At 37.0% G+C, this 20466-nt stretch carries 11 protein-coding genes; 2 read left to right on the forward strand and 9 right to left on the reverse strand.

Translation table 11 applies throughout. The features are described 5' to 3' along the window. Positions 1–257: 257 nt before the first annotated feature. Complete coding sequence (locus tag AA650_RS16140) at positions 258–2474, reverse strand: S8 family peptidase (RefSeq protein WP_053539782.1); 2217 nt, start codon at positions 2472–2474, stop codon at positions 258–260. Positions 2475–2761: 287 nt separating this feature from the next. Between AA650_RS16140 and AA650_RS16145 the strand changes: the two genes are divergently transcribed. After that, complete coding sequence (locus AA650_RS16145; RefSeq protein ID WP_053539783.1) at positions 2762–3235, forward strand: helix-turn-helix domain-containing protein; 474 nt, start codon at positions 2762–2764, stop codon at positions 3233–3235. A 407-nt stretch (positions 3236–3642) separates the two neighbouring features. Then, positions 3643–4149 (forward strand): PIN domain-containing protein, encoded by a 507-nt coding sequence (locus AA650_RS16150; RefSeq protein ID WP_234413202.1) that lies wholly within the window; start codon positions 3643–3645, stop codon positions 4147–4149. 97 nt (positions 4150–4246) lie between these two features. Here the strand turns inward: AA650_RS16150 and AA650_RS16155 are convergent, their stop codons facing one another. The 8 genes from AA650_RS16155 to AA650_RS16190 all read right to left on the reverse strand — a co-directional run bounded on the left by AA650_RS16155 (position 4247) and on the right by AA650_RS16190 (position 20152). Then, on the reverse strand, positions 4247–7174 hold the full coding sequence (locus AA650_RS16155; protein WP_053539785.1) for a CHAT domain-containing protein: 2928 nt from the start codon (positions 7172–7174) through the stop codon (positions 4247–4249). 36 nt (positions 7175–7210) lie between these two features. Then, a complete protein-coding gene (locus tag AA650_RS16160; protein ID WP_053539786.1) occupies positions 7211–8677 on the reverse strand; it encodes a CHAT domain-containing protein in 1467 nt (488 codons plus the stop codon). A gap of 164 nt (positions 8678–8841) precedes the next feature. After that, the gene (locus AA650_RS16165; protein WP_053539787.1) at positions 8842–9345 is read right to left on the reverse strand and encodes a tetratricopeptide repeat protein; all 504 of its coding nucleotides are present in this window, start codon (positions 9343–9345) and stop codon (positions 8842–8844) included. Positions 9346–9907: 562 nt separating this feature from the next. Beyond that, the gene (locus AA650_RS16170; protein WP_053539788.1) at positions 9908–10603 is read right to left on the reverse strand and encodes a hypothetical protein; all 696 of its coding nucleotides are present in this window, start codon (positions 10601–10603) and stop codon (positions 9908–9910) included. Continuing rightward, positions 10596–13079 carry a CHASE2 domain-containing protein gene (locus tag AA650_RS16175; RefSeq protein ID WP_234413203.1) on the reverse strand — a complete coding sequence of 828 codons (2484 nt, stop codon included), beginning with the start codon at positions 13077–13079 and terminating at the stop codon, positions 10596–10598. The genes AA650_RS16170 and AA650_RS16175 overlap by 8 nt, the downstream gene beginning before the upstream one ends. 240 nt (positions 13080–13319) lie before the next feature. Further along, on the reverse strand, positions 13320–16649 hold the full coding sequence (locus tag AA650_RS16180) for a CHAT domain-containing protein (RefSeq protein WP_053539789.1): 3330 nt from the start codon (positions 16647–16649) through the stop codon (positions 13320–13322). Between the two features lie 701 nt (positions 16650–17350). Continuing rightward, complete coding sequence (locus AA650_RS16185) at positions 17351–18709, reverse strand: DUF1822 family protein (protein ID WP_234413204.1); 1359 nt, start codon at positions 18707–18709, stop codon at positions 17351–17353. A gap of 9 nt (positions 18710–18718) precedes the next feature. After that, positions 18719–20152 (reverse strand): hypothetical protein, encoded by a 1434-nt coding sequence (locus AA650_RS16190; RefSeq protein ID WP_053539790.1) that lies wholly within the window; start codon positions 20150–20152, stop codon positions 18719–18721. Positions 20153–20466 lie beyond the last annotated feature (314 nt).

Raw genomic sequence — 20466 nt, forward strand, 5'->3', positions numbered from 1 at the left:
AATCATTGTCAGATTTCTGACTGGGGAGATTTTAGTTAAGCCTGTAATAATAAATACAAATAATATGATTTGAGAATAGATGTCATTAAGTATATCTTAATACGTTTAATTTACCCTTGTGGATCATATCTGGTTAATTAGGAACTTCCAAATAAAAAAATATCCAAATATTATTTGTGGTGCGGGCATACTGCGACTGCGCTCAGTACAAGTATTGCCCGCTAATAATCAATTACCAATCACCAATTACCAATTATTTAACGTCTCTTTTTCACCGCTTGCACTGCTGCATCAGCATTAACAAGTCCTTTACCAAAGAAATATTGCTGTTCTTTCACAGATGCGGGAATTTCTCCCTCACTGCGTTGTAAACGATAAAGTTCGGCATCTTGTCGAGAAATAGTCAGTCCTTGATAACTAGCTGTAGATTTCAAAATACTCACCAATCTTTCCCTACTAATTCCTTTATTTTCCCCCTTCATTAAAGCCACAACTCCTGCTACTGTTGGTGAAGCAAAAGATGTTCCTTCTACCCACCAATATTTACCTCTGCCATCAACCACAGAAGACCAACGAGTGCTAGGATTAGGTATACCTTGCCAAAAAGCATTTAAAGAAGTGCCTCCCGTGGTGGGAATTCCACCTAATAATCCCGGTGTATTTAAGTCCCCTCCTGGTGCTACTAAATCTAATCCTTGACCATAATTACTGTAGGATGCACGATTACCTGTAATATTGGTTGCACCAACGGATACAACTCCTTGATAAGCAGCAGGAAATGTGACTTGGTTGGTGTTTTCATTACCAGCAGCAGCGACAATGACTAATTTAGGGTTGGCTTTGAGAACATCAGCGATAGCGAAGCGCTGCTGCAAGCAGTTCGCTTCTTCTTCTCCCGGACTTGGTAAAATACTACCTAAGCTGAGATTAATGATATCAGCACCGCGATTAGCTGCATAACCAATGGCTTCAATATAAGCAGCAGGACTATAACTACCATTCAACCCAAATAACCGGACTGGTAAAATCTGCGCGTTGGGTGCTACACCTAAGAGTCCTTTGCTATTTTGGGGTTTAGCAGCGATCGCACCACTGACATAAGTACCATGAAATTCTCCACCGACTTTATAAGTCCGAAAAACATAACGCAGAACGTTAGCAATTTGTTCTAAGGAATAATCGGGATTTTTGCGTTTTATCTCTAATGCTTCTGTAGAATATTGCTGCACTAATTTAGCATCAGATAGTTGAAAAGTATCCTGAAATGTTGACCCCAAAATTGCCAATTCTGTGGGACTAATCCGAGTATCAGCATCACCGTTTTTACAAGGATCTAAACTATTACTGCTAGAGGAAAAATCCCAACCGTGAACTTCTCCTGGACATTTATCAGCAGCTTTGACGGTGTAAATATTATTGATCAAATCAGGATGATCCCACTGAATTAAACTATCTAAAACTGCGACAACCACACCACGTCCACCATTACTGCGTTTCCAGGCATCTGTCACCCGAATATCTGTACGGGATAGGGTAGATTTTTTACTGACAATCGGTTTTTGTAGACAGGTTTGTAGTGAGTTCCAATTTGATATTTTTTGTTGCAAACATTGTTGTAAAGGTCTACTATCTAAATGCCAAGCTAATCCTAATAAATTACTTTTTGGTGTACTTCTTGCAGCAATACTTCTAGATTGAGAACTGTTTTGAGATGGGTTGCTTCGATTGGTATTTTCTGGTTTTGTTGTCTGTAACCAATCTCCAGTTCTCTGCATATTTGTGATTTGTTTGGTAGCAGTTTCTAGATTGTGGTTAGTCAAAGATTGGATAAAATTAGGTGTAGCAGATGTTACTCCTTTGACGCTATTAAGTTGATTAGATACACTGAGAATTTTTGTACCAGAGGCACTTGTGGATTTTACGAGATAGCGATCGCGGTTAAAGCGTAGGGGACGGACAATTTCCAGATTGTTTTGTTGTAAAATTGCTTGTCTCTGACTTTGGGAAAGTTGCGATTGAAAGCTGAGGATAATTTCGTTAGGTACAACAATGATTTCTTGATGTTCGTTGCGGGTAAGAACTGGTAAAGTAGTTTGTACATAAGGCTGTTGTTGAATGCGTTGCTGTAAAACAACTTCAGCATTTTGGATGTCTTTAGGCAAATTTACCAGAGCGTAATTTTCACCTAAAGGAGTGACTTTTGGTGGTGTGGTGCTGCGAATTCCGCTTTGTAAGTCTTGTTGAAGTTGCAGGTATAAAGGAGGAGCGGACAGACTACGGGTTCTACCGAGTTGTTTAAAAGAAACAGCGATCGCATCCTGTCTTTGGTTTAATGGTATGCGTTGTCCTTTATAAAGGTAAAATAAATCACCATTTTCTTGAGTTTGTGCAATTGCTTGTGGTGGGATGGGAAATATACCCACGTTGGATAAAATCAAGGTGGTGAGGAAAATGCTAGATGTAATGCGTTTCATAAGTGTTTACTTTAATTTTGAGTTTTTGTCCTAGAATTGCACATAAACATCTATCTCTCACCAAGGGAAGGATATGCAAAATTATGGAGTTAGGAGTCAGTAGGGGTTTAGCAGTGCTAAACCCGTACAGGAGTCAGGACATTAACCGGACTTTTATTTCACTCATTTCGCTCATTGCGTTTATTTTGAATTAGAGTTAGTATATAGTGAATGGTAATTGCAATCCATATTTTTCATAAGGAATGGGTAAATGGAATGCAATTCGATATTAGACGAGGCTGATATCTATGACACTCAGTACATATCAAACTAGCAGGATTGGAGTACCTACGGAAGAAGATGCTACTTTAGCAAAAAAAAGTAGTCAAACTTTGGCTGCTTATATAGGGAATAAGGATGCCTTTCATAGTATTAAAGTTGAGCTAGATGACGGTGTAAGTCAAACGGTTAAGATCCCATCACTGGCTTTTCAGATGCTTGTTGACATACTGGGACAAATGGCTAAAGGTAATGCTGTTACTTTCATACCTGTACACGCAGAACTCACAACACAAGAAGCTGCTGATATTTTAAATGTTTCTCGTCCCTATTTGGTAGGACTATTGGAAGGAGGAGAGATCCCATTCCGTAAGGTAGGAACACGGAGACGGGTGCGTTATCTGGATCTACTCAATTACAAAAATCAAATTGATGCTTTACGGATGGAAGCTCTTGATGAGCTTACTGCTCAAGCTCAAGAACTAGATATGGGTTATGAATAGTCAAGTAAATTTGTTATGAGTACCAACTGTCGGTTCGCTCATTTTGAAATCGGAAGGGGAATTAGAGCCTTAATGCAAAAGGAAAACGGCTATTTTTAAGTAACCTGTTAATTACTAGTAAAATTTATGACCATTACAGAAGGCTTCCAGAGGTGATTATTTAAGGCACAGGGATAGCATAAATCATAAAATGGCAAAAGTTCTATGCAAGATGAAAACGGCTGAACCAGTTGAATTGCCTAGATTACAAGCCCTGTAAGGCCTAATTAAATCTTGCAGATTTAAAATGAGCGAACGTACAGTACCAAGGTTAATATTTAAAAAATAACAGAGCAATAATAGTGTCTAATTTTACAGTTATATATGATGCTTGTGTCTTATATCCAGCACCATTAAGAGATTTCCTTATGCGACTTGCGGTTACTGACCTATTTAAAGCACGGTGGACAGATGCAATTCACTCAGAATGGATTAAAAATGTTTTAAACAATCGTTCTGATCTGACGATTGAACAACTGAACAGAACTAAAAATTTGATGAACAGTCATGTTCGAGATTGTTTGGTTACAGGTTATGAAGCACTTATTGAAGGGTTACAACTTCCAGATTCAAATGACCGTCATGTGCTGGCAGCAGCAATTCGTTGCAATGCTAGTGTGATAGTCACTTTTAACTTGAAAGATTTTCCGGCTCAAGCTCTTTCACCATACGGTATTGAGTCCCAACATCCAGATGATTTCATTCTGCATTTGATTGACCTTAACCCAACAGAAATTTACAAAGTAGTTAAAATACATATAAATAGTCTCAAGAATCCTCCTAAAACACTTGAACAATATCTAAACACGCTTTCAAATCAGGGACTAAAACAATCAGTAATCGCTTTACAAAGTTTATGCTATGACATTGAATAAAAATCTGCATATCAAGAAGTCAAGAGTCAGGAGATTAAGGATAATTTCACCCCATCACCAATCACCAATTACCCATTACCCATTACCAATCACCAACCTATTCAGATTCCCCAATTAAGGTAAAAGCAGCCCAATTGAGAGGGGAAGAATATTTTGCTTTTGTTGTCAGCATGGCTTTTCTTAATGCGGTGGCTTTGTCAAGTTTTTGTTCTCTATTTTTATAAAACTCCGTCATCAGAAAGGATGTAGAATCATCATCAACTGCCCACAAAGAAACGATAATACTGGCAGTACCGGCACTAATCAAAGAACGTGATAAACCGACGACACCATCACCCGTAATGCGTCCGCGTCCGGTGTCACAGGCACTTAATACCACTAAATCTGCATTCAGTTTGAGGTTAAGAATTTCGTCAGCAGTGAGTAAACCATCGTCTTTACCAGATGGTGCAAGTGCGATCGCACTTCCTATACCCCGATACTCATCAAGTAAACCGTGGGTAGCAAAGTGAATAATCCCGGCTTGGGACATTTTCTCTAAAATTGCTGTTTTCGTGGCTTTATTACCCGTTAAGGCTGAAATGTTCATCAGAGAAGCAATATCTTTAGCTTCCTTTTCTGCCCAGATTAAGGCTTTTAATTGTTGGGCTGGTTGCCCTGGTTCTAGTATTACCTTGGGCATGGTAGGATTACCGACAATTAAACTTGGTTGTGATTTTGTGGTTTGTCTGAGTTTTTGCTTGTGGGTTAAATCCAATATCTGAATTGATGGTGCTGTGAGGATAGTATGTTTTTCGATTAAGTATTTGCCTTTTTCATCTTGCAGTGCAGGGAAAGGAACAAGAAATAATTCATTTTGAGGGATGAAAACAACTCTTTCAGTTTCCTTTTTGGGTAAAAGATCCGCAATAGGTGTAATTAGTAATTCATGGAGTCTTTGAAATCTTCCTTTGACTGGGGCAGCATTAGGATCTAGACTAGCTACAATACCCCCTCTCCTTTTCACACCAATAGATTCACGACTATCATCAACGAGTTCTCTCAGAGTGGTATTTTCCTTTTGCCACAGAGGTTTTAAATCAGATTTACGAAAGGCAATTTCACCTGTGGGTTTAATCACCCAGATATAGAGTTCTGATTCTTTGGTTTGTTGTTTACCATCAATTTTCAAATCATCAGTAATAATAGAATATTGAACCAAGGTAGCATTTTGTTGTTTGGCAATTTTTTGTAATAAGGAAATAGTGGGTTTATCAACAGCAGGTTGTGAGGTTTGACTGGTATTTGTGTTAGATAAACGTGAAGACAATAATTCCACAAAAGCCCTAGCACGTCCTCGTTCAGAAATTTCTAAAGCTGCATTGGTTTTATTTTGAGCAATGAGAACTTTTTGTAATATGCGGTAAGTGCGAGCTTGTTCTTCAAAAATAGAGACTTTGTAGCTATCATTGTTCCCTAATTTTCCTCTGATAGATTCCCATACTTCAATGCCAGTAAAGAGAGTTGTTTCTGCTTGTGGGAGGTTGCCAGATTTATAGAAAGTTGCACCTAGATTATTTAAACTAGCTCCTTCTCCTTGAATGTCTTTGATTTCACGGGCAATGGCTAAACTGGAGGTGTGGTATTCAATGGCTTTGGTGTAATCTCCTAGTGCATCGTAAGCATTTCCCAGATTATTCAGAGATTGACTCTCACCTCTACGGTCTTTGATTTCACGGAGAATAGCTAAACTGGAGGAATAGTATTCAATGGCTTTGGTGTAATCTCCTAGTGCATCGTAAGCACTTCCCAGATTACCTAGAGCATTGCCCTCACCTTTACGGTCTTTGATTTCACGGGCAATGGCTAAACTGGAGGAATAGTATTCAATGGCTTTGGTGTAATCTCCTAGTGCATAGTAAGCATTTCCCAGATTATTTAGAGCATTGCCCTCACCTCTACGGTCTTTGATTTCACGGGCAATGGCTAAACGGGAGGTGTGGTATTCAATGGCTTTGGTGTAATCTCCTAGTGAAAAGTAAGCATTTCCCAGATTACCTAGAGATTGACCCTCACCTCTACGGTCTTTGATTTCACGGGCAATAACTAAACTGAAGGTGTAGTATTCAATGGCTTTGGTGTATTCTCCCAGTGCATCGTAAGCACCTCCCAGATTATTTAGAGCAGCACCCTCACCTCTACGGTCTTTGATTTCACGGGCAATGGCTAAACGGGAGGTGTGGTATTCAATGGCTTTGGTGTAATCTCCCAGCAAGAAATAAGCATTTCCCAGATTACCTAGAGCATTACCCTCACCTAAACGGTCTTTGATTTCACGGGCAATAGCTAAACGGGAGGTGTGGTATTCAATGGCTTTGGTGTAATCTCCCAGCGAGGAATAAGCATTTCCCAGATTACCTAGAGATTGACCCTCACCTAAACGGTCTTTGATTTCACGGGCAATGGCTAAACTGGAGGTGTGGTATTCAATGGCTTTGGTGTAATCTCCCAGCGAGGAATAAGCAAGTCCCAGATTACCTAGAGCATTACCCTCACCTAAACGGTCTTTGATTTCACGGGCAATAGCTAAATGGGAGGTGTGGTATTCAATGGCTTTGGTGTAATCTCCCAGCAAGAAATAAGCATTTCCCAGATTACCTAGAGCATTACCCTCACCTAAACGGTCTTTGATTTCACGGGCAATAGCTAAACGGGAGGATTGGTATTCAATAGCTTTGGTGTAATCTCCCAGCGCATTGTAAGCAATTCCCAGATTACCTAGAGATTGACCCTCACCTTGACGGTCTTTGATTTCTCGATAAATAATTAGCGCTTGTTGCCAAGACTGTAATGCTGCTGTAAATTGACTTGTTTGAAACTGCTTAATACCTTGCTGAAAGAGTCTCTCTGCTTCTGCCTTTCGCGTTGCAGGCGTTTGTGCTAATACCTGTGATACCTGGAATAACATCGGCAAATTAACCACAGGTTGTAAAACCGTTAGGATGAAAGTGATAAATGCAATTAACCGAATTTGGCGATGAGACATGGATTTTATACCAATTGTTGCGAGAAAATTAACAGTTTATTGAGAATTGCCAATTAAAGTAAAACCAGCCCAACTCATCGGATTTGGGTATTTCTTCATAGTTATTAGCATTGCCTGACGCAAAGCAGCAGCTTTATCTGGATTTTTACTTAATTCTTGATAAAACTCAGTCATCAAAAATGCTGTTTCCATATCCGAGACACACCACAAAGAACCAATCACGCTGGTAGCACCTGCGGTAAAAAAAGACCGAGATAAACCAATTACACCATCATTGGTAACTTTGCCTATAGCTGTATCATTACCACTTAATACCACTAATTCCGCTTTTAGGTTCAAGTTGATAATTTCTCCAGATGTCAGCCAACCATCATCTTTACCAGAGGGCGCTAAAGCTAATGCACTGTCCAATCCTTGCTCATTATTTGGTAATGCAATTGTCGCTAAGTGAATAATTTTCGCTTGTGGCATTTTTTGGACAATTGTGGTTTCTGTGGCTGCATTCCCTATCAGTGCTTTGGTGTTAAAAATCTCAGCTATTTGTTTTGCTTCTTGTTCTGCACCTGGAAGTGGATGTTGTTCTTGGGGCTTTTCCCATCCTGGAAATGGTTTAGTAGGCGTGATAGGATTACCTACAATTAACACATCTTTAACTAATCCTTGATTTTGCTGTTTTCGTTGATAAAGTAAATCTAAAACTTGAATTGAGGGAGCAGTGGCAATGGTATGTTTTTCAATTAAGTATTGACCTTTTTTATCTTGTAATGCTGCAAAGGGAACAAAAAATAAGTCCCCTTGAGGAATGAAAATAATGTGTTTATCGGGCTGATTTGGCAATAAATCGGCAATGGGTTGAATTAAAATCTCATGCAGTTTTAGTAATTCTTTGTTTGAGCTAAACTCCTTTGTCAGTTCTACTTTAATCATTCCCTTATTATTTCTATTTCGCGCTCCCATTCTACTGCGACTTCCCGCGACTAAATCATTTAAAGATGTATTTTCTTTTTGCCATAAAGGTTTTAGATTAACTTGACGAAAAGCTATTTCACCTGTAGGTTGAATTACCCAAATTAGCAGTTCTGATTCTTGAATTTGCTTTTTACCTGCAATTACAAATTCATCATTAATAATTGAATATTGAACAATTGTGGCATTTTGTTGTTTAGCAACTTGTTTAATTTGCTCTGAAGATAGAGAAATGGCTATTTTATTTGATTTATGTGAGGTTAATAATTCCCAAAATTCACCATTATGACTACGTTCAGAAATTTCTAATGCAGCTTCTGGTTTATTCTGATTAATGAGGTTTTTTTGTAATTGCTTATATATTGATGTTTGGTTAGCAGAATTAGATATTGTATCTATATTTGCTGTTGATGGTTTTAGGTATAGATCATTTGCTTGAACGGTGTTAACAGGTATGGAAACAGTCGTCAAAAGCATGATCCAACTAGATGCTAGTTGGGGAATTAAGCTAATGGAACTGATTTTGAAGTTTTTCATGGTTGAATAGGGGATTTATTGTATCAAAGTTTATATATCTCTGGCCTTTTGGAGCTTATGCAATATTCACTCAACAGAAACATGATTTATGTCAAAATGTAGAAATGTTGGGTTTCCTTGCGTCAACCCAACCTACGATTTTTGAATAATTTATGGGATAATTTCTAACTAGCTTCTATTTGTTTAACTGCGCTATCTGCTTTTTGGGCAAATTCGTCTTTTCCTTCTTCTTTAAACAATGTAGATGCTTTTTGTAAATCAGCGATCGCTCCTTGTTTATCTTCTAACATCACTAGGGTAAAACCTCTAAAAAAGTGAGCATAAGCAATATTGGGAGTAATTTCCAAGGCTTTATCAAAATCTTTTTTTGCGCCTTGATAGCTTGCTAAACCAAATCTACTAAATCCTCTCCCAACATAGGCATAAGCATTATTAGGATCAATTTCGAGAATTTTGTTAAAATCAGCGATCGCTCCTCGAAAATTTTTCAATTCTACTTTTTTAAAACCCTGTGTAAAGTATGTGTCCACATCTTTAGAATTGGGACTTACTGAGTTCTGTAATGGTGCTAGTTGCTGAGGTTTTAACAAATTTTGAGCGTTGGCTTTGGGGCTAATAATGATTGTGCTAAATACCAGAATGCTTGCTGCTAATTTCCAAAGTTTCATAGTTGTATTTCCTCAAAAATAATTAAGTTAACTCATTTTATTGACATAAGATTTATCAGGTGTTTAAAAGAACGAGACCTGATTAATTAGGTGGAACTATTGGATCATCATCCCCTCCTTGATTATTAAAATCTGCAATTCCCCCCAGATAATTTTTTGATTCCATCAAATTCTCGCTGATTGACAATAAATACATAGACAGTCAAATTCATGATCATGAATGTGAATTTATAACTTGACTGTTGGTTCACAACTATATGTATTTCTGAGGTTTTAGAGGTTATGCAAAAAAGAAAATTTTTTCAAAAAATAAATCCCCGATTTCTTTGAGAAGTCGAGGATCTGGATATTACAGCGATTTCCAATCATATAAGTTACATCTTAGCCCCCTCATCGCTTGCGGGGAGGGGGTTGGGGGTGGGGTTCTTGTTCCAGGTTTGATGACAATTTGCTGTAGGTTTTTTCACAAGACTTACGCAACTGCCACATTGGTAAGGTGCGTCAGATATCAACAATCTGTTTATTTACAGGATTTATGCAGTCTGACGCACCCTACAATCCCCTACAATCTATCTGACTTTGGCTGTGTACATAACTGCTTAGGAATTTCTTTGAGCATCCTATCCAACTCAGGAGAGGGTTTTTGTACTGAGTATGCTTGCTGTAACACATCTGACCACAGACCCAATTTAGTAAAGTAGTTAGCTTTAGCAAAAGCGATCGCCTCATGATGACTTTTTTTTGCTTGTAGTTTATTCTCTAGCGTCTTCAGTGCTGCGGTAATGCGATCGCGTTCTTCACTCTCCATAATTTGAAATTCCACCAATACTGCTGGACCATCACCAATAAATATATCTAACTTGTAGGTTTGGCCTGGTTGCAGTGGTTCACCCGTGTAAGTATATTGTTGAGTATTTTCCACATTCTCACTGAAAATAACAGTATTATTATTCAGATCAGTCAGTTGTATTTTTCTTGCTTTACCTTGCCACGCAAATAAAGGGCGATCGCTCCAAATAATTCTAGTTTCAGAAGGAGCATCTGGGGAAATTATGCAGATAGAGTCTATAGGACGACTACCTCCTTTACGTGGTTTTACAGGTGGTTTATTAGAAAATAGCAGTTGAGAAATATTACTCCAAAATGAAGCAGGTTTCTGAGGATTTTTCTGGGCAATAACCGCTTGATTAGGTAAGATAGCCAAAGTGCTGAAAGCTAGAGATGATAAAATTACCCTAGATAAAAAAGATTTATTCATCAGATTTTTTCTCCAAAATCGCAGATAGAATGTAAAACCACAATGTTACAGAAGGTAACAACCAAGGTAATAAAATTGCAGTTGCAGAAATGTATAATTGTAAACTTATTAAACCATAAATACCTGTAACTATGGTGATTATGATTAAAGATTGCGGTTGATTAGATTTTTTTCTGGGTAATAAATATAAACTTAAACTTTTGCCTATTAATATAGCTATCCCAATCATCCAAAAATCAGGAATGGGAATAACTAATCTGTTAGTACGTAAATGATGTACCATATAGGCATGATATTCACCACCTGTTAATATTTGGCTTTGATTAATGGGATTTTCTTGATCACGCCAATATTTAATAGCTGGAAACTTTGATATTAAAAAATTATCTTCACCGTCATAATTTAATCCAGCTTCTTCATATCCTCCCGGTGCAATAATGACTATGATATCTTGTAAATTTTGGAGATTTTTAGGAATATTTTGATTCTCCAATAATTGCCAAGCGGGAATATTTTGATATACTGATTGAGGAGAAATAGAAAAATCAATAATTGGGTGCATCCACATTTGATGCAGTGAGTAACTGAACCTTGTAATCGTTTGAGAATGGGATCTATCTTGCACTTTACGATCTGGAGAATTGTTTATTTGTTGAAAAAAATCCTCTTGACTGTCTAATTTTGGTTGTGGTGCATCAGAAGATTGTTGTAACTGATATCCAAGTGTTAATAAACCTGAAAAACTCGAAATTGAAGTAGCACCAGGATTTAATAACTTAGAAAAATCCGGGTCTGAAGACTGAGAATTATTATACTGAGAATTATGATCAGGTAATAGTTGCATATATCCAGGTAAAATCTCAATTTCACCTTCTAGACTCCAATTAAGATTAGCAATATTAGGTAATACCCGTAACCATTGACCATCTTGATTTGCAGTTCCAGCAAAAACAAACAATGTCGGTTTTGCTGATTTTACAGCAGTTTTGATAGAGTTAGCAAGAATGCGATCGCTTTCTCCTTGATGTCTATCTAATAAATAATCAATACCAATTATTTTGGCTTGATTAGCCGTTAACCTATCAATTAAACTTGCTAAATACTTACGCTCAATCGGTTTAGGGTTAGAAATTTTAGCCTTTCTAATGGAATCTTCATCAATTTCTACCAATAAAACTGGGGGACTTGCTACAGTTGCAACTTGTCCTGTAAGTTGACGATAGATAGCTTGTAATAATACTCGACGCTGTAATAAAAATTGTTGAACTGGTAACAGCAAGCTAATAATCAATAAAACTGAAAGTACAATTATTTCTCGACGATTAGGAATTAACTTTTTAATTCCTTCATCCATAAAAGCAGGTTGAAGACGAAATAAATCTGCTCCTGGATGCCGAAATAACGAAGGAATCAAATATGCACTGGGATAAGTAAAATTCTTTTCTACTTTTAAATATTGTGCTGCTGAAATCAACGATTCATGAACATCTTTATATTCAGACAAAGCTTGCAAAAAGCGGGGTAAAAATACTTCTGCTACTTGATTATGAATAGGTTCACGCATTACCGCAACTTGACTGATACCCAAATCAATTAATTTATCAGCAATACTCAAACCATTACAAGAATTGAAAATAGCACATTGTAATCCTCTATCTTTAGCAGTAATTAAAGCCGGTTCAAGTTCAGAAATTGATAAAGCTACACCAGGAGCAATACCTAATTCACCACCAGTCAAATTAGTTTGATTACTGTGTCCTGCAAAAAATAAAATATCCCAGCCATTTTGGGAAGAAATAGTTTGGACGATTTCAGTTTTTAAGTCATCAATATTCTTGTTAGATTGCCAACCGATAAATTTAACATCTGCATAATCTTTTAAAGATGCAATAGCTTGTTTTTCAGATTCAAAATTTAAACCTGTGTCATCTCCTAAAATTACTAGAATTCTAGCTTTATGTGGATATTTACCCTGAGTAGCTGTAGCTGTTCCTTGACGATTTTTAGCAGTGCGGACAATGCGAATCTGACTAGACTCTAAAGCAAATTCTGTACCAATTTCCCATACTTCCCAAGGCAACTTGGCTAAAGTTAGAGTGCTACAAGTGATAAAAACATCAAGATAGGGGGTTTGATTTTGTTTACTAGCTTGAGCAATTTGTTTACGAATTTCAAATAATTCTGCACTGCGTAACCAGTGATGAAATTCAGATAAAAATTGAGCTTCAGCTTGTACTAATCGAGCGTGCCAATCAATGGGAGGAGCAGCGAGACTACCCATATTTGCAACTTTTCCCCGCAGTGCTTTTTTATAAAAACTCAGATAAATATTTTGCCATTCTTGGTATAGTGTAGTTAGTTTTTCTGGATAGGCAACATCGACACTCAAATTTTGTCCTTGCCCCCAAGATAATTGAAATAAACATATTTGTTCAACCTGTTGAATTGTGAGATAAAAAGCTGTATAATTCATCATATTTTGAAAATAAAAAACATTACGTAGGTTGGGTTGACGCAAGGAAACCCAACAAAGATTTCCTAACAAATGTTCGGCTTTCTTAACCCCAACTAACTTGAAAATAAGACCCCACCCCTAACCCCTCCCATATCAAAAGTTTATCCTTTTCTTCCCCCCGTTGCGGGGGGATTGAGGGGGGTGCAAGGAGGGGAATAAGAAGTTTTTTTAATGTGTCCTGGTGTATGCAGTTCATGATGACTACTTAGACTCACCAATTAAAGTAAAAGCCGCCCAATTTACTGGAGCAGGTCTTTTTTTCATAGTGTTGAGCATAGCATTTCTTAACGCCACAGCCTTATCAGGATTTTGTCGCCATTGTTGATAAAACTCAGTCATTAATTCTGCTGTAGGTGTATCTGGAACAGCCCACAAAGAGACAATGACACTGGACGCACCAGCAGTAATCAAAGAACGAGATAAGCCAACAACACCATCACCAGTAATTGCACCTCTACCAGTATCGCAAGCACTCAAAACCACCAATTCAGCATTAATAGATAAATCAATAATTTCCGCAGGAGTGAGTAAACCATCATCATTTTTCGTAGGTGCTAGGGCTATGGCGGTAGGAATACTTTTATCAGTATCAGCTAAAAGTCCATGTGTTGCTAAATGAATAATTCTGGCAGATGATAATTTTTGTTTAAAAGCAGCTTTTGTGGCATCTTTCCCAGTGATAGCTTTAGTTTTCAATAATTTATCTTGGAAGAATTTAGCAATTGCCAAAGTTTCCTTTTCTGCACCTTTAAGGGGGTCAAGTTGTTCAGGAGGAATTCCCACTTTTGGCATTTCTGGATTACCCATCACTAAGATATCTTTACCCCGGACTTTTTGCCGTTGTTGATTTGTTAAATCTAAAACTTGAATTGCTGGTGCAGTTAAGATTGTGTGCTTTTCAATTAAGTATTTACCGTCTTTGTCTTGCAGTGCCACAAAAGGAACTAAAAACAGCGATTCATGGGGAATAAAAATGACTTTTTCTTCTGGTTTAGTAGGGAGAAGAGAGGCAATAGGAGCAATTAATATTTTATGTAGGGTTTGTAAATTCTCTTTTTGAACTGGCTCACCTGTAGGTACTATGTTAACACCCCGTCCTCCAGCACCCATAGAAAAACGGCTATTTTTGACAAGATCAACAAGTGGTGTTTTTAATGTTGTCAGGTCTACTTGTTTAAAGCTAATTTCCTTTGTTGGTTTAACTACCCAGATATACATCTCAGATCGATTCCAAGTTTTTGGATAATTTTGCCTTCCTGATTGATGAGAAATTGTATATTCTACAATTGTCGCATTTTGCTCTCTGGCAATTTTCTGGATTTTTTCAATAGTTGGTGGTTGAACATTTAACTGATTAACCTGCTTCCCTGAAATGCGTGATGTTAAGAGATTTACAAATGCTCTCGCCCTACCACGTTCAGCTACTTCTAATGCTTCTTGAAACTTATTTTGGGCAATTAAACTTTTTTGTAATATAGTGTAAGTTGTAGATTGACCCTCAAAAATAGAAATTTGGCTTTTATCTGTTAAGTCAATCCGCACAGATTCATAAATTGTAATAGCTTCATATAAAGCAACGACCGCTTTAGGTAGATTGCCTATATCGAAATTATTTATGCCAATTTCATGTAAAATTAATGCTTGTAATACTTTGTTGTTAGCTTTTTGGGCAGCTGCTACACCTTTTTCATGAAAACTTATGGCTAAATCATATTGACCTTGTTTTGTATAGAATAACCCAATACTAAAAAATATATTTGCTTGAGTTGCAGGAAAATTTTCAGATAATTTAATTGCTTGTTGAAAATCTTTCAATGCCAGATCATTGTTTCCAAGTTCAGCATTAGCAATACCAACCTGGCTTAAGGCATAGGCTTCTACTGCAAATCCCAATCTCAACGATCTCCACTTTTCTAAATCAGCTAATGCAGATTTTAAATTCTGGTCTTTAGAATCAGAACTAGAATCAGAACTAGAATCAGAATATGCTTCTCCTAACTGGATATTTTTTCGTACTTGATCAAATTGCCCTAAAAAGCTATAATTCGATGCTATACTAAGATAGCCTCCTCTAATGAAACGTTTGGTATTATCAACATAAAGATTTTGAAAAGGGAGATTTTTTTGATCTTGTTTCAGACCTTCAATATATTTAAGAGTTAAGATCCAGACATCTACCGACTGCTGATAAAATTCAATTGATTTTTCATACTTACTAAGAGTCAGATATACACGGGCTATACCATCAAAAATATCTGCTTGCGCCCAATTTTTGCTTACAATATCTAGAGGAGATTGAGTAACTACTTTCTCTACAACAGCTAAAGCTTGCTGATAGTATGTTAGAGATTTTTCTAATTGTCCTATTTCTTGATAAACGCTACCCAAAGTATACAAGGTATCTTGAAGTTTGTTAGTATTATTCTCCTGTTGGAATATTTTTGCAGCTTGCTCCAGTGCTGCTAATGCTTTTGATGATTCAGTCCCCTTGTAGGTCTTGGCAATTTCAACTAACGCTTCTCCTTGTTTAATAATTGCCCCTGTCTCCTTGGCAACTGTGACAGCTTCTTTATAATACTGAAGTTGTTTTTGAATAAGTGCTTCTGGATCTTTCTTTAGTGCGTTAGCGAAACCAAAGAAATAACTTCTGCCAAGTGCAATAAGAAGAGAGGGTTCGTATTTGCGAAGGATCTGCTTTTCTGCTGTAGAATTACTATTCTGTCTAACAATTACCAAAGCTTGTTCTAATAAATTTATTCCTGTGACTGCATTCCTCAAAGAGTAAATAGAACCTAGCTTGAATAGTACCCATACTTTTGTATCATGGTTTTTACTTTTTTGTGCATTTATCATACTTTCTTGATAGTATTTATCGGCGCGATCATCATTTCCTAAAGCTATTTGATACTCTCTACCCAAATTGAAATTGACTCTTGCTTGCAAGTCAAAATTATTAATAGCTTTGGCAATTTTTAAAGCTTCTTCATAGTAGGAAATGGCGCGTTTAGGTTCTTTTAGAGAATACAGGACTCCTAATGCAAGTAATGTTTTTCCTTTTAATTCACGATTTTTGATAGTTTCAGCGATTTGCAATGCCCTGTCAAAGTAAGTCATTGCCTTCTTTTCATCTTTCAAATTATAGTAAGCTCTACCAATTAATCTAATTGACTCACCTGCTCCCAGGGAGTTATTAATTCGGCGATAAATCTTCAATGCCTGTTGAAAACTTTGCAAAGCAGCTTGAGATTGCTCATTAAACAGCAGTTCTTCACCTTTTTGCAGCAGTTTTTCTGCTTGAGTTTTTTGATTATTTGGTTTTTGTGCCAATACCTGGTTAATTCTTGAGTTATGGTTCAGAAAGCTGGAGTTATTCAGCCCCAACGCTTCATCTTTGCGTGGTTCTGTAGTTTCTGTTTGTGCAGTCAAGGTAGTTGGTATAATTTCCTTTGTCCTTGATTCAGCAACACCGACAGGGAAAGACAGGGAAAGCACCAAAGTCACAAGAGAAAGGGATTTAAAACGGTAAAGCATGGTAGACACTCCTCTAAGCAGGGTGAGAATAGATTGCTGTATATTTATCTTGTATATTTATCTATATCTCTCACACTTAGGGAGCTTATGCAAAAATTTGAGAAAAAATTTGAGAAAAAATTTGAGATAATTTCACAATAAAATCGTCGAAAGGCAGGGAAGCCACTTGGCTATCTTACAGTGGAGGAAGTTCCAACGGCGAATTTATTCGCCGTGATGGTATAATCAAGGGGCGAGTAAGAATAACCATCTGCACGAAGAAGTATTTTGATAAGGAGAAACCCCTGATTTATCTCGTCTCGGCTTTGACCGTAGCCTGGGTAAACAAGCAAAGGCAAGATACAGAGTGTATACCGCCAAAATTCGATGGACTCAGAAAGCCAAAAAAAAATATATACTAAAAACGGTTGAGACATGGACTTTTATAAAATCACGAAAACCCCAGATTTGTAGGGGTTTAGCACTGCTAAACCCCTACCCGAAGAATCAAGTAATTAAGCCGTGTTGAGTATAAAAGTAAGCGCAATTGCAACACTTATCCGTAAGTAGTTGTTTTGAGCGTGTAGGGGAATAATTGACTATTCCTTTTAAGCAAGTCTTAGTCTTAAAAAATCTGCGTGTCTTCAGACCGCAGAGTGTCAACTCAACCAAATTTCATCCGTTAAATAATCATCCGTTACAAAAAACGTAACCGGATAAACTTAATATGACCGCCCAGGATAAAATGTAAACGGAGGTAAGGTCAATTCAACACCATCTACTAAACTTACACTTACCAAAAACTTCTCATCCCAATTACCAACAACACGAGTAAACAAATAAGAATCACCCTGTTCTTGATTTATTCCTTGTTCTACTAAAATGCTAGTTTGGTCACTGACTCGCAGTTTTAAATAAGCAGGTAAAGTGTTTTGTGCAGATGTACCCAAAACCAATAATAATGTCCACGAAGGATCTGATTCAGATAATATTGGCCAAGTTACAGCATACAATCGCAGGGGAAATCCTGCCAACAACAAATCATGATAAGCACCCCGCGCTTGAGAGGGAATTTCTAAACCCCTGCTTTGGAGTTGGTTAGTAATTACTTGAAATTCCTCTACAGGACTCCGCAAGGCTCGTATAGGTGCAATAGTAGGTAATAATTGCCAAGAAAGTTCCGCTGCTAATTCATCTAATTCATCCCATAACCACCGTCCTACATTTATCGATGGTTGGGTTAACAGTTTGAATAAGTCTTTGAAACTATCTTGCAGTGAATAATTATGTCCTTGCAGTTGCAAATTATCCAGCCAGTTGAGTAATTCTAAATTACTAATTACTGCACTTCCTTGTTCCCAAGTTAATACTTGCCAAAGTTCAACATTAGGTAATTGCAATTGTGGTAATAATGCCATTAACTCATTTTGCATTGATGCTAAAATTTGCGTTCTTTGGTTGTTGGTAACTGGTAAAGTAATGGCATTTGCTTCTAAACAACGCAAGTTTAATAATAAATAATCTGGTTCTTGTGCAAACCAACTCACAGGAATTTGATAAGTCCAGTCTGTTTCAGGTTGTAAATTAGCTGCTGTTTGTTTTTCCATCAATTGCTGATAGGATAAAAAGCCCGAAACTATTGCTGTTTCTTGTTCTTCTAAGACTTCTATTAATACATAAAAATGGGCAATATATTCTGGTAAATCTACAACGGCTCTAGGGACAACAATTTCATCATCATTGAGGCTATCATTAGTCAATAAGCAAAGTTTAAATTTACCTACTTGCAAATTAGCAACAGCAGGAATAACATTAGCTATAGCTGGTTGAAATACTGTACATTTATCCTCATTAACAGTGAGAGAATCTGCTCTTTCTGTCAACCATTCTTTAAAAGCCAATAACGCCAAAGTATTAATATAAGTTTGCCATTGTTGAGCTTGATTTTTTATTTCCAGGCTGTTTTCTACCGCTTCACTAATTTGTTCAGCATCAAGATTAATAGCATTTATAGGTAAAACTTCAAATTCAAGGGACATTGGCTGATGATTATTTGTGAGATTATCTGACAAGTTATTCATACTTCCTCATTAATTAATTATATCGTCCAGATAGCAGCAAAGACGCTGGTTAAAAATACTGGTTTCTGGAGTGAGAGTTTTTGCTGTTTGTGCCTGAATTTCAGCAGCTTCAATAACATGATTAATTTGTTCATTGAGAGCAAGTTGAATTTTTCCTTCTAGGGTTTGTAGACTATCTGGGTGGGAATAATTTTTTGCTAATTCCATGACAGAATTACACAACATTATTAAAAGCTCTTGTCGAACATCAGCACGAAAATCTTTTAACTTTAAAAAACGGGTAACAGCATCTTGAGCGCGTAATCCCACCTTTGCAGCAATTTCTGTCATTGATAAATTTTGACAGTGAAATAACTGTAGTGCAAACAAAAACTTTTTAGCTTTATCACCCTTTTTTCGTTGTAATTGTTCTACTCTTCTTTGAGTAACTATAGCTAAAGCTTGCTGTAAACTAGCCATAAATTGTGAGCGATATAATTGCAAAAATTCTGTTTGTTCATCTCCATCATTTACTACTTCTGTAGTATTAGTATAACCTGCAATTCCCTCACCATAACCATCTCCAGCAACAACATCTAAAGATTCGGCTAGTAAAGAACCACCCCGAACATGAATTCGATACTGTCGTAATTGTTCAGCCAGTTTTTGTAATTGTGCCATTACAATTTCACTGCTGAGATTTTGACCTATTTTACTTTGCAAAAGAGTAGCGATAGCTTGTAATTGCTGAATTGTAGGTATAGTACATTTTCCTCCTCTTCTCTTGGGAGGTTGTTCTAAACTATCTTCTCTTTTCTTCCCACGTTGTTCTAAACGAGCAGTTCTATAAATATCATGATAACTTTCTAAAAGTTGTTGAGCTTGGAGAATTTCACCAGCAGTAAAAGAGTAAAATTCCGTAAAAATTCGTTGTAACTGTTTAGGTTTTGTATCATTGAGAATTGCCCAATCACTGACTAAATAAACTCCACATTCTAGGAGAAATTGATTGAGTCTATGATTTTGTTTAACTCGTGTATTTGTCCAGGTTGTCAAATTGCTTTTTTCTGGATCAAAACTCTGTAAAATTTGGCGAGAGAAGGACTGATAATCACCAACGGGTTTTAATTTACCATCATCATCTAGTACACAAAGCAGTAGGTCAACACATTTGAAACCATGAACAGTCCCAAATTTAGCTTCTAATTGTAAGCAAACTTGCTCAATTTGCCAGGATATAAAACAGAGTAGACAACGTTCTGCTAACAAACATCTATCAGCAGGTATATTTTGGGATAATTGCAGCAGTTTTTTGTTAATTTCTACATCTGGGAGATCATCATTAACTGTAGCAGTTGGAAACATATCAAGAAAAAACGCCTTAGCTGGAGTAATTTCCTGAATCTGTCGCCGTCCCGCTGCATCAATTTTTACCAACTGCCAATATCTTGATCTCAAACCCATAGATATTTGTACTTAACTATCTACAACAGTATCACCTGACATTGATTCTTAACTCTCGACTCCCTAACCTTATGCAGTTTTGACGGGAAAACTCTCACGAAGCACAGGTGAGAGGGAATAGGGTGCGTATTAAAAAATATTCTATCTACAGAGGAGGGGAGGAAAAGTCGTTTTTGTCCAAAGAAATTGGATAGTTTATCTTCTAATGTTGTCTAAAATTACCTGAAACTCCTTAGTACAGGCAATTGCTATCAAAATAATCAAAGCTATTAATCGATTACCTCTAACTTGAGTACCTTCTAAACAATAACCTC

The sequence above is a fragment of the Anabaena sp. WA102 genome (genome assembly GCF_001277295.1).
Lineage (GTDB): Bacteria > Cyanobacteriota > Cyanobacteriia > Cyanobacteriales > Nostocaceae > Dolichospermum > Dolichospermum heterosporum.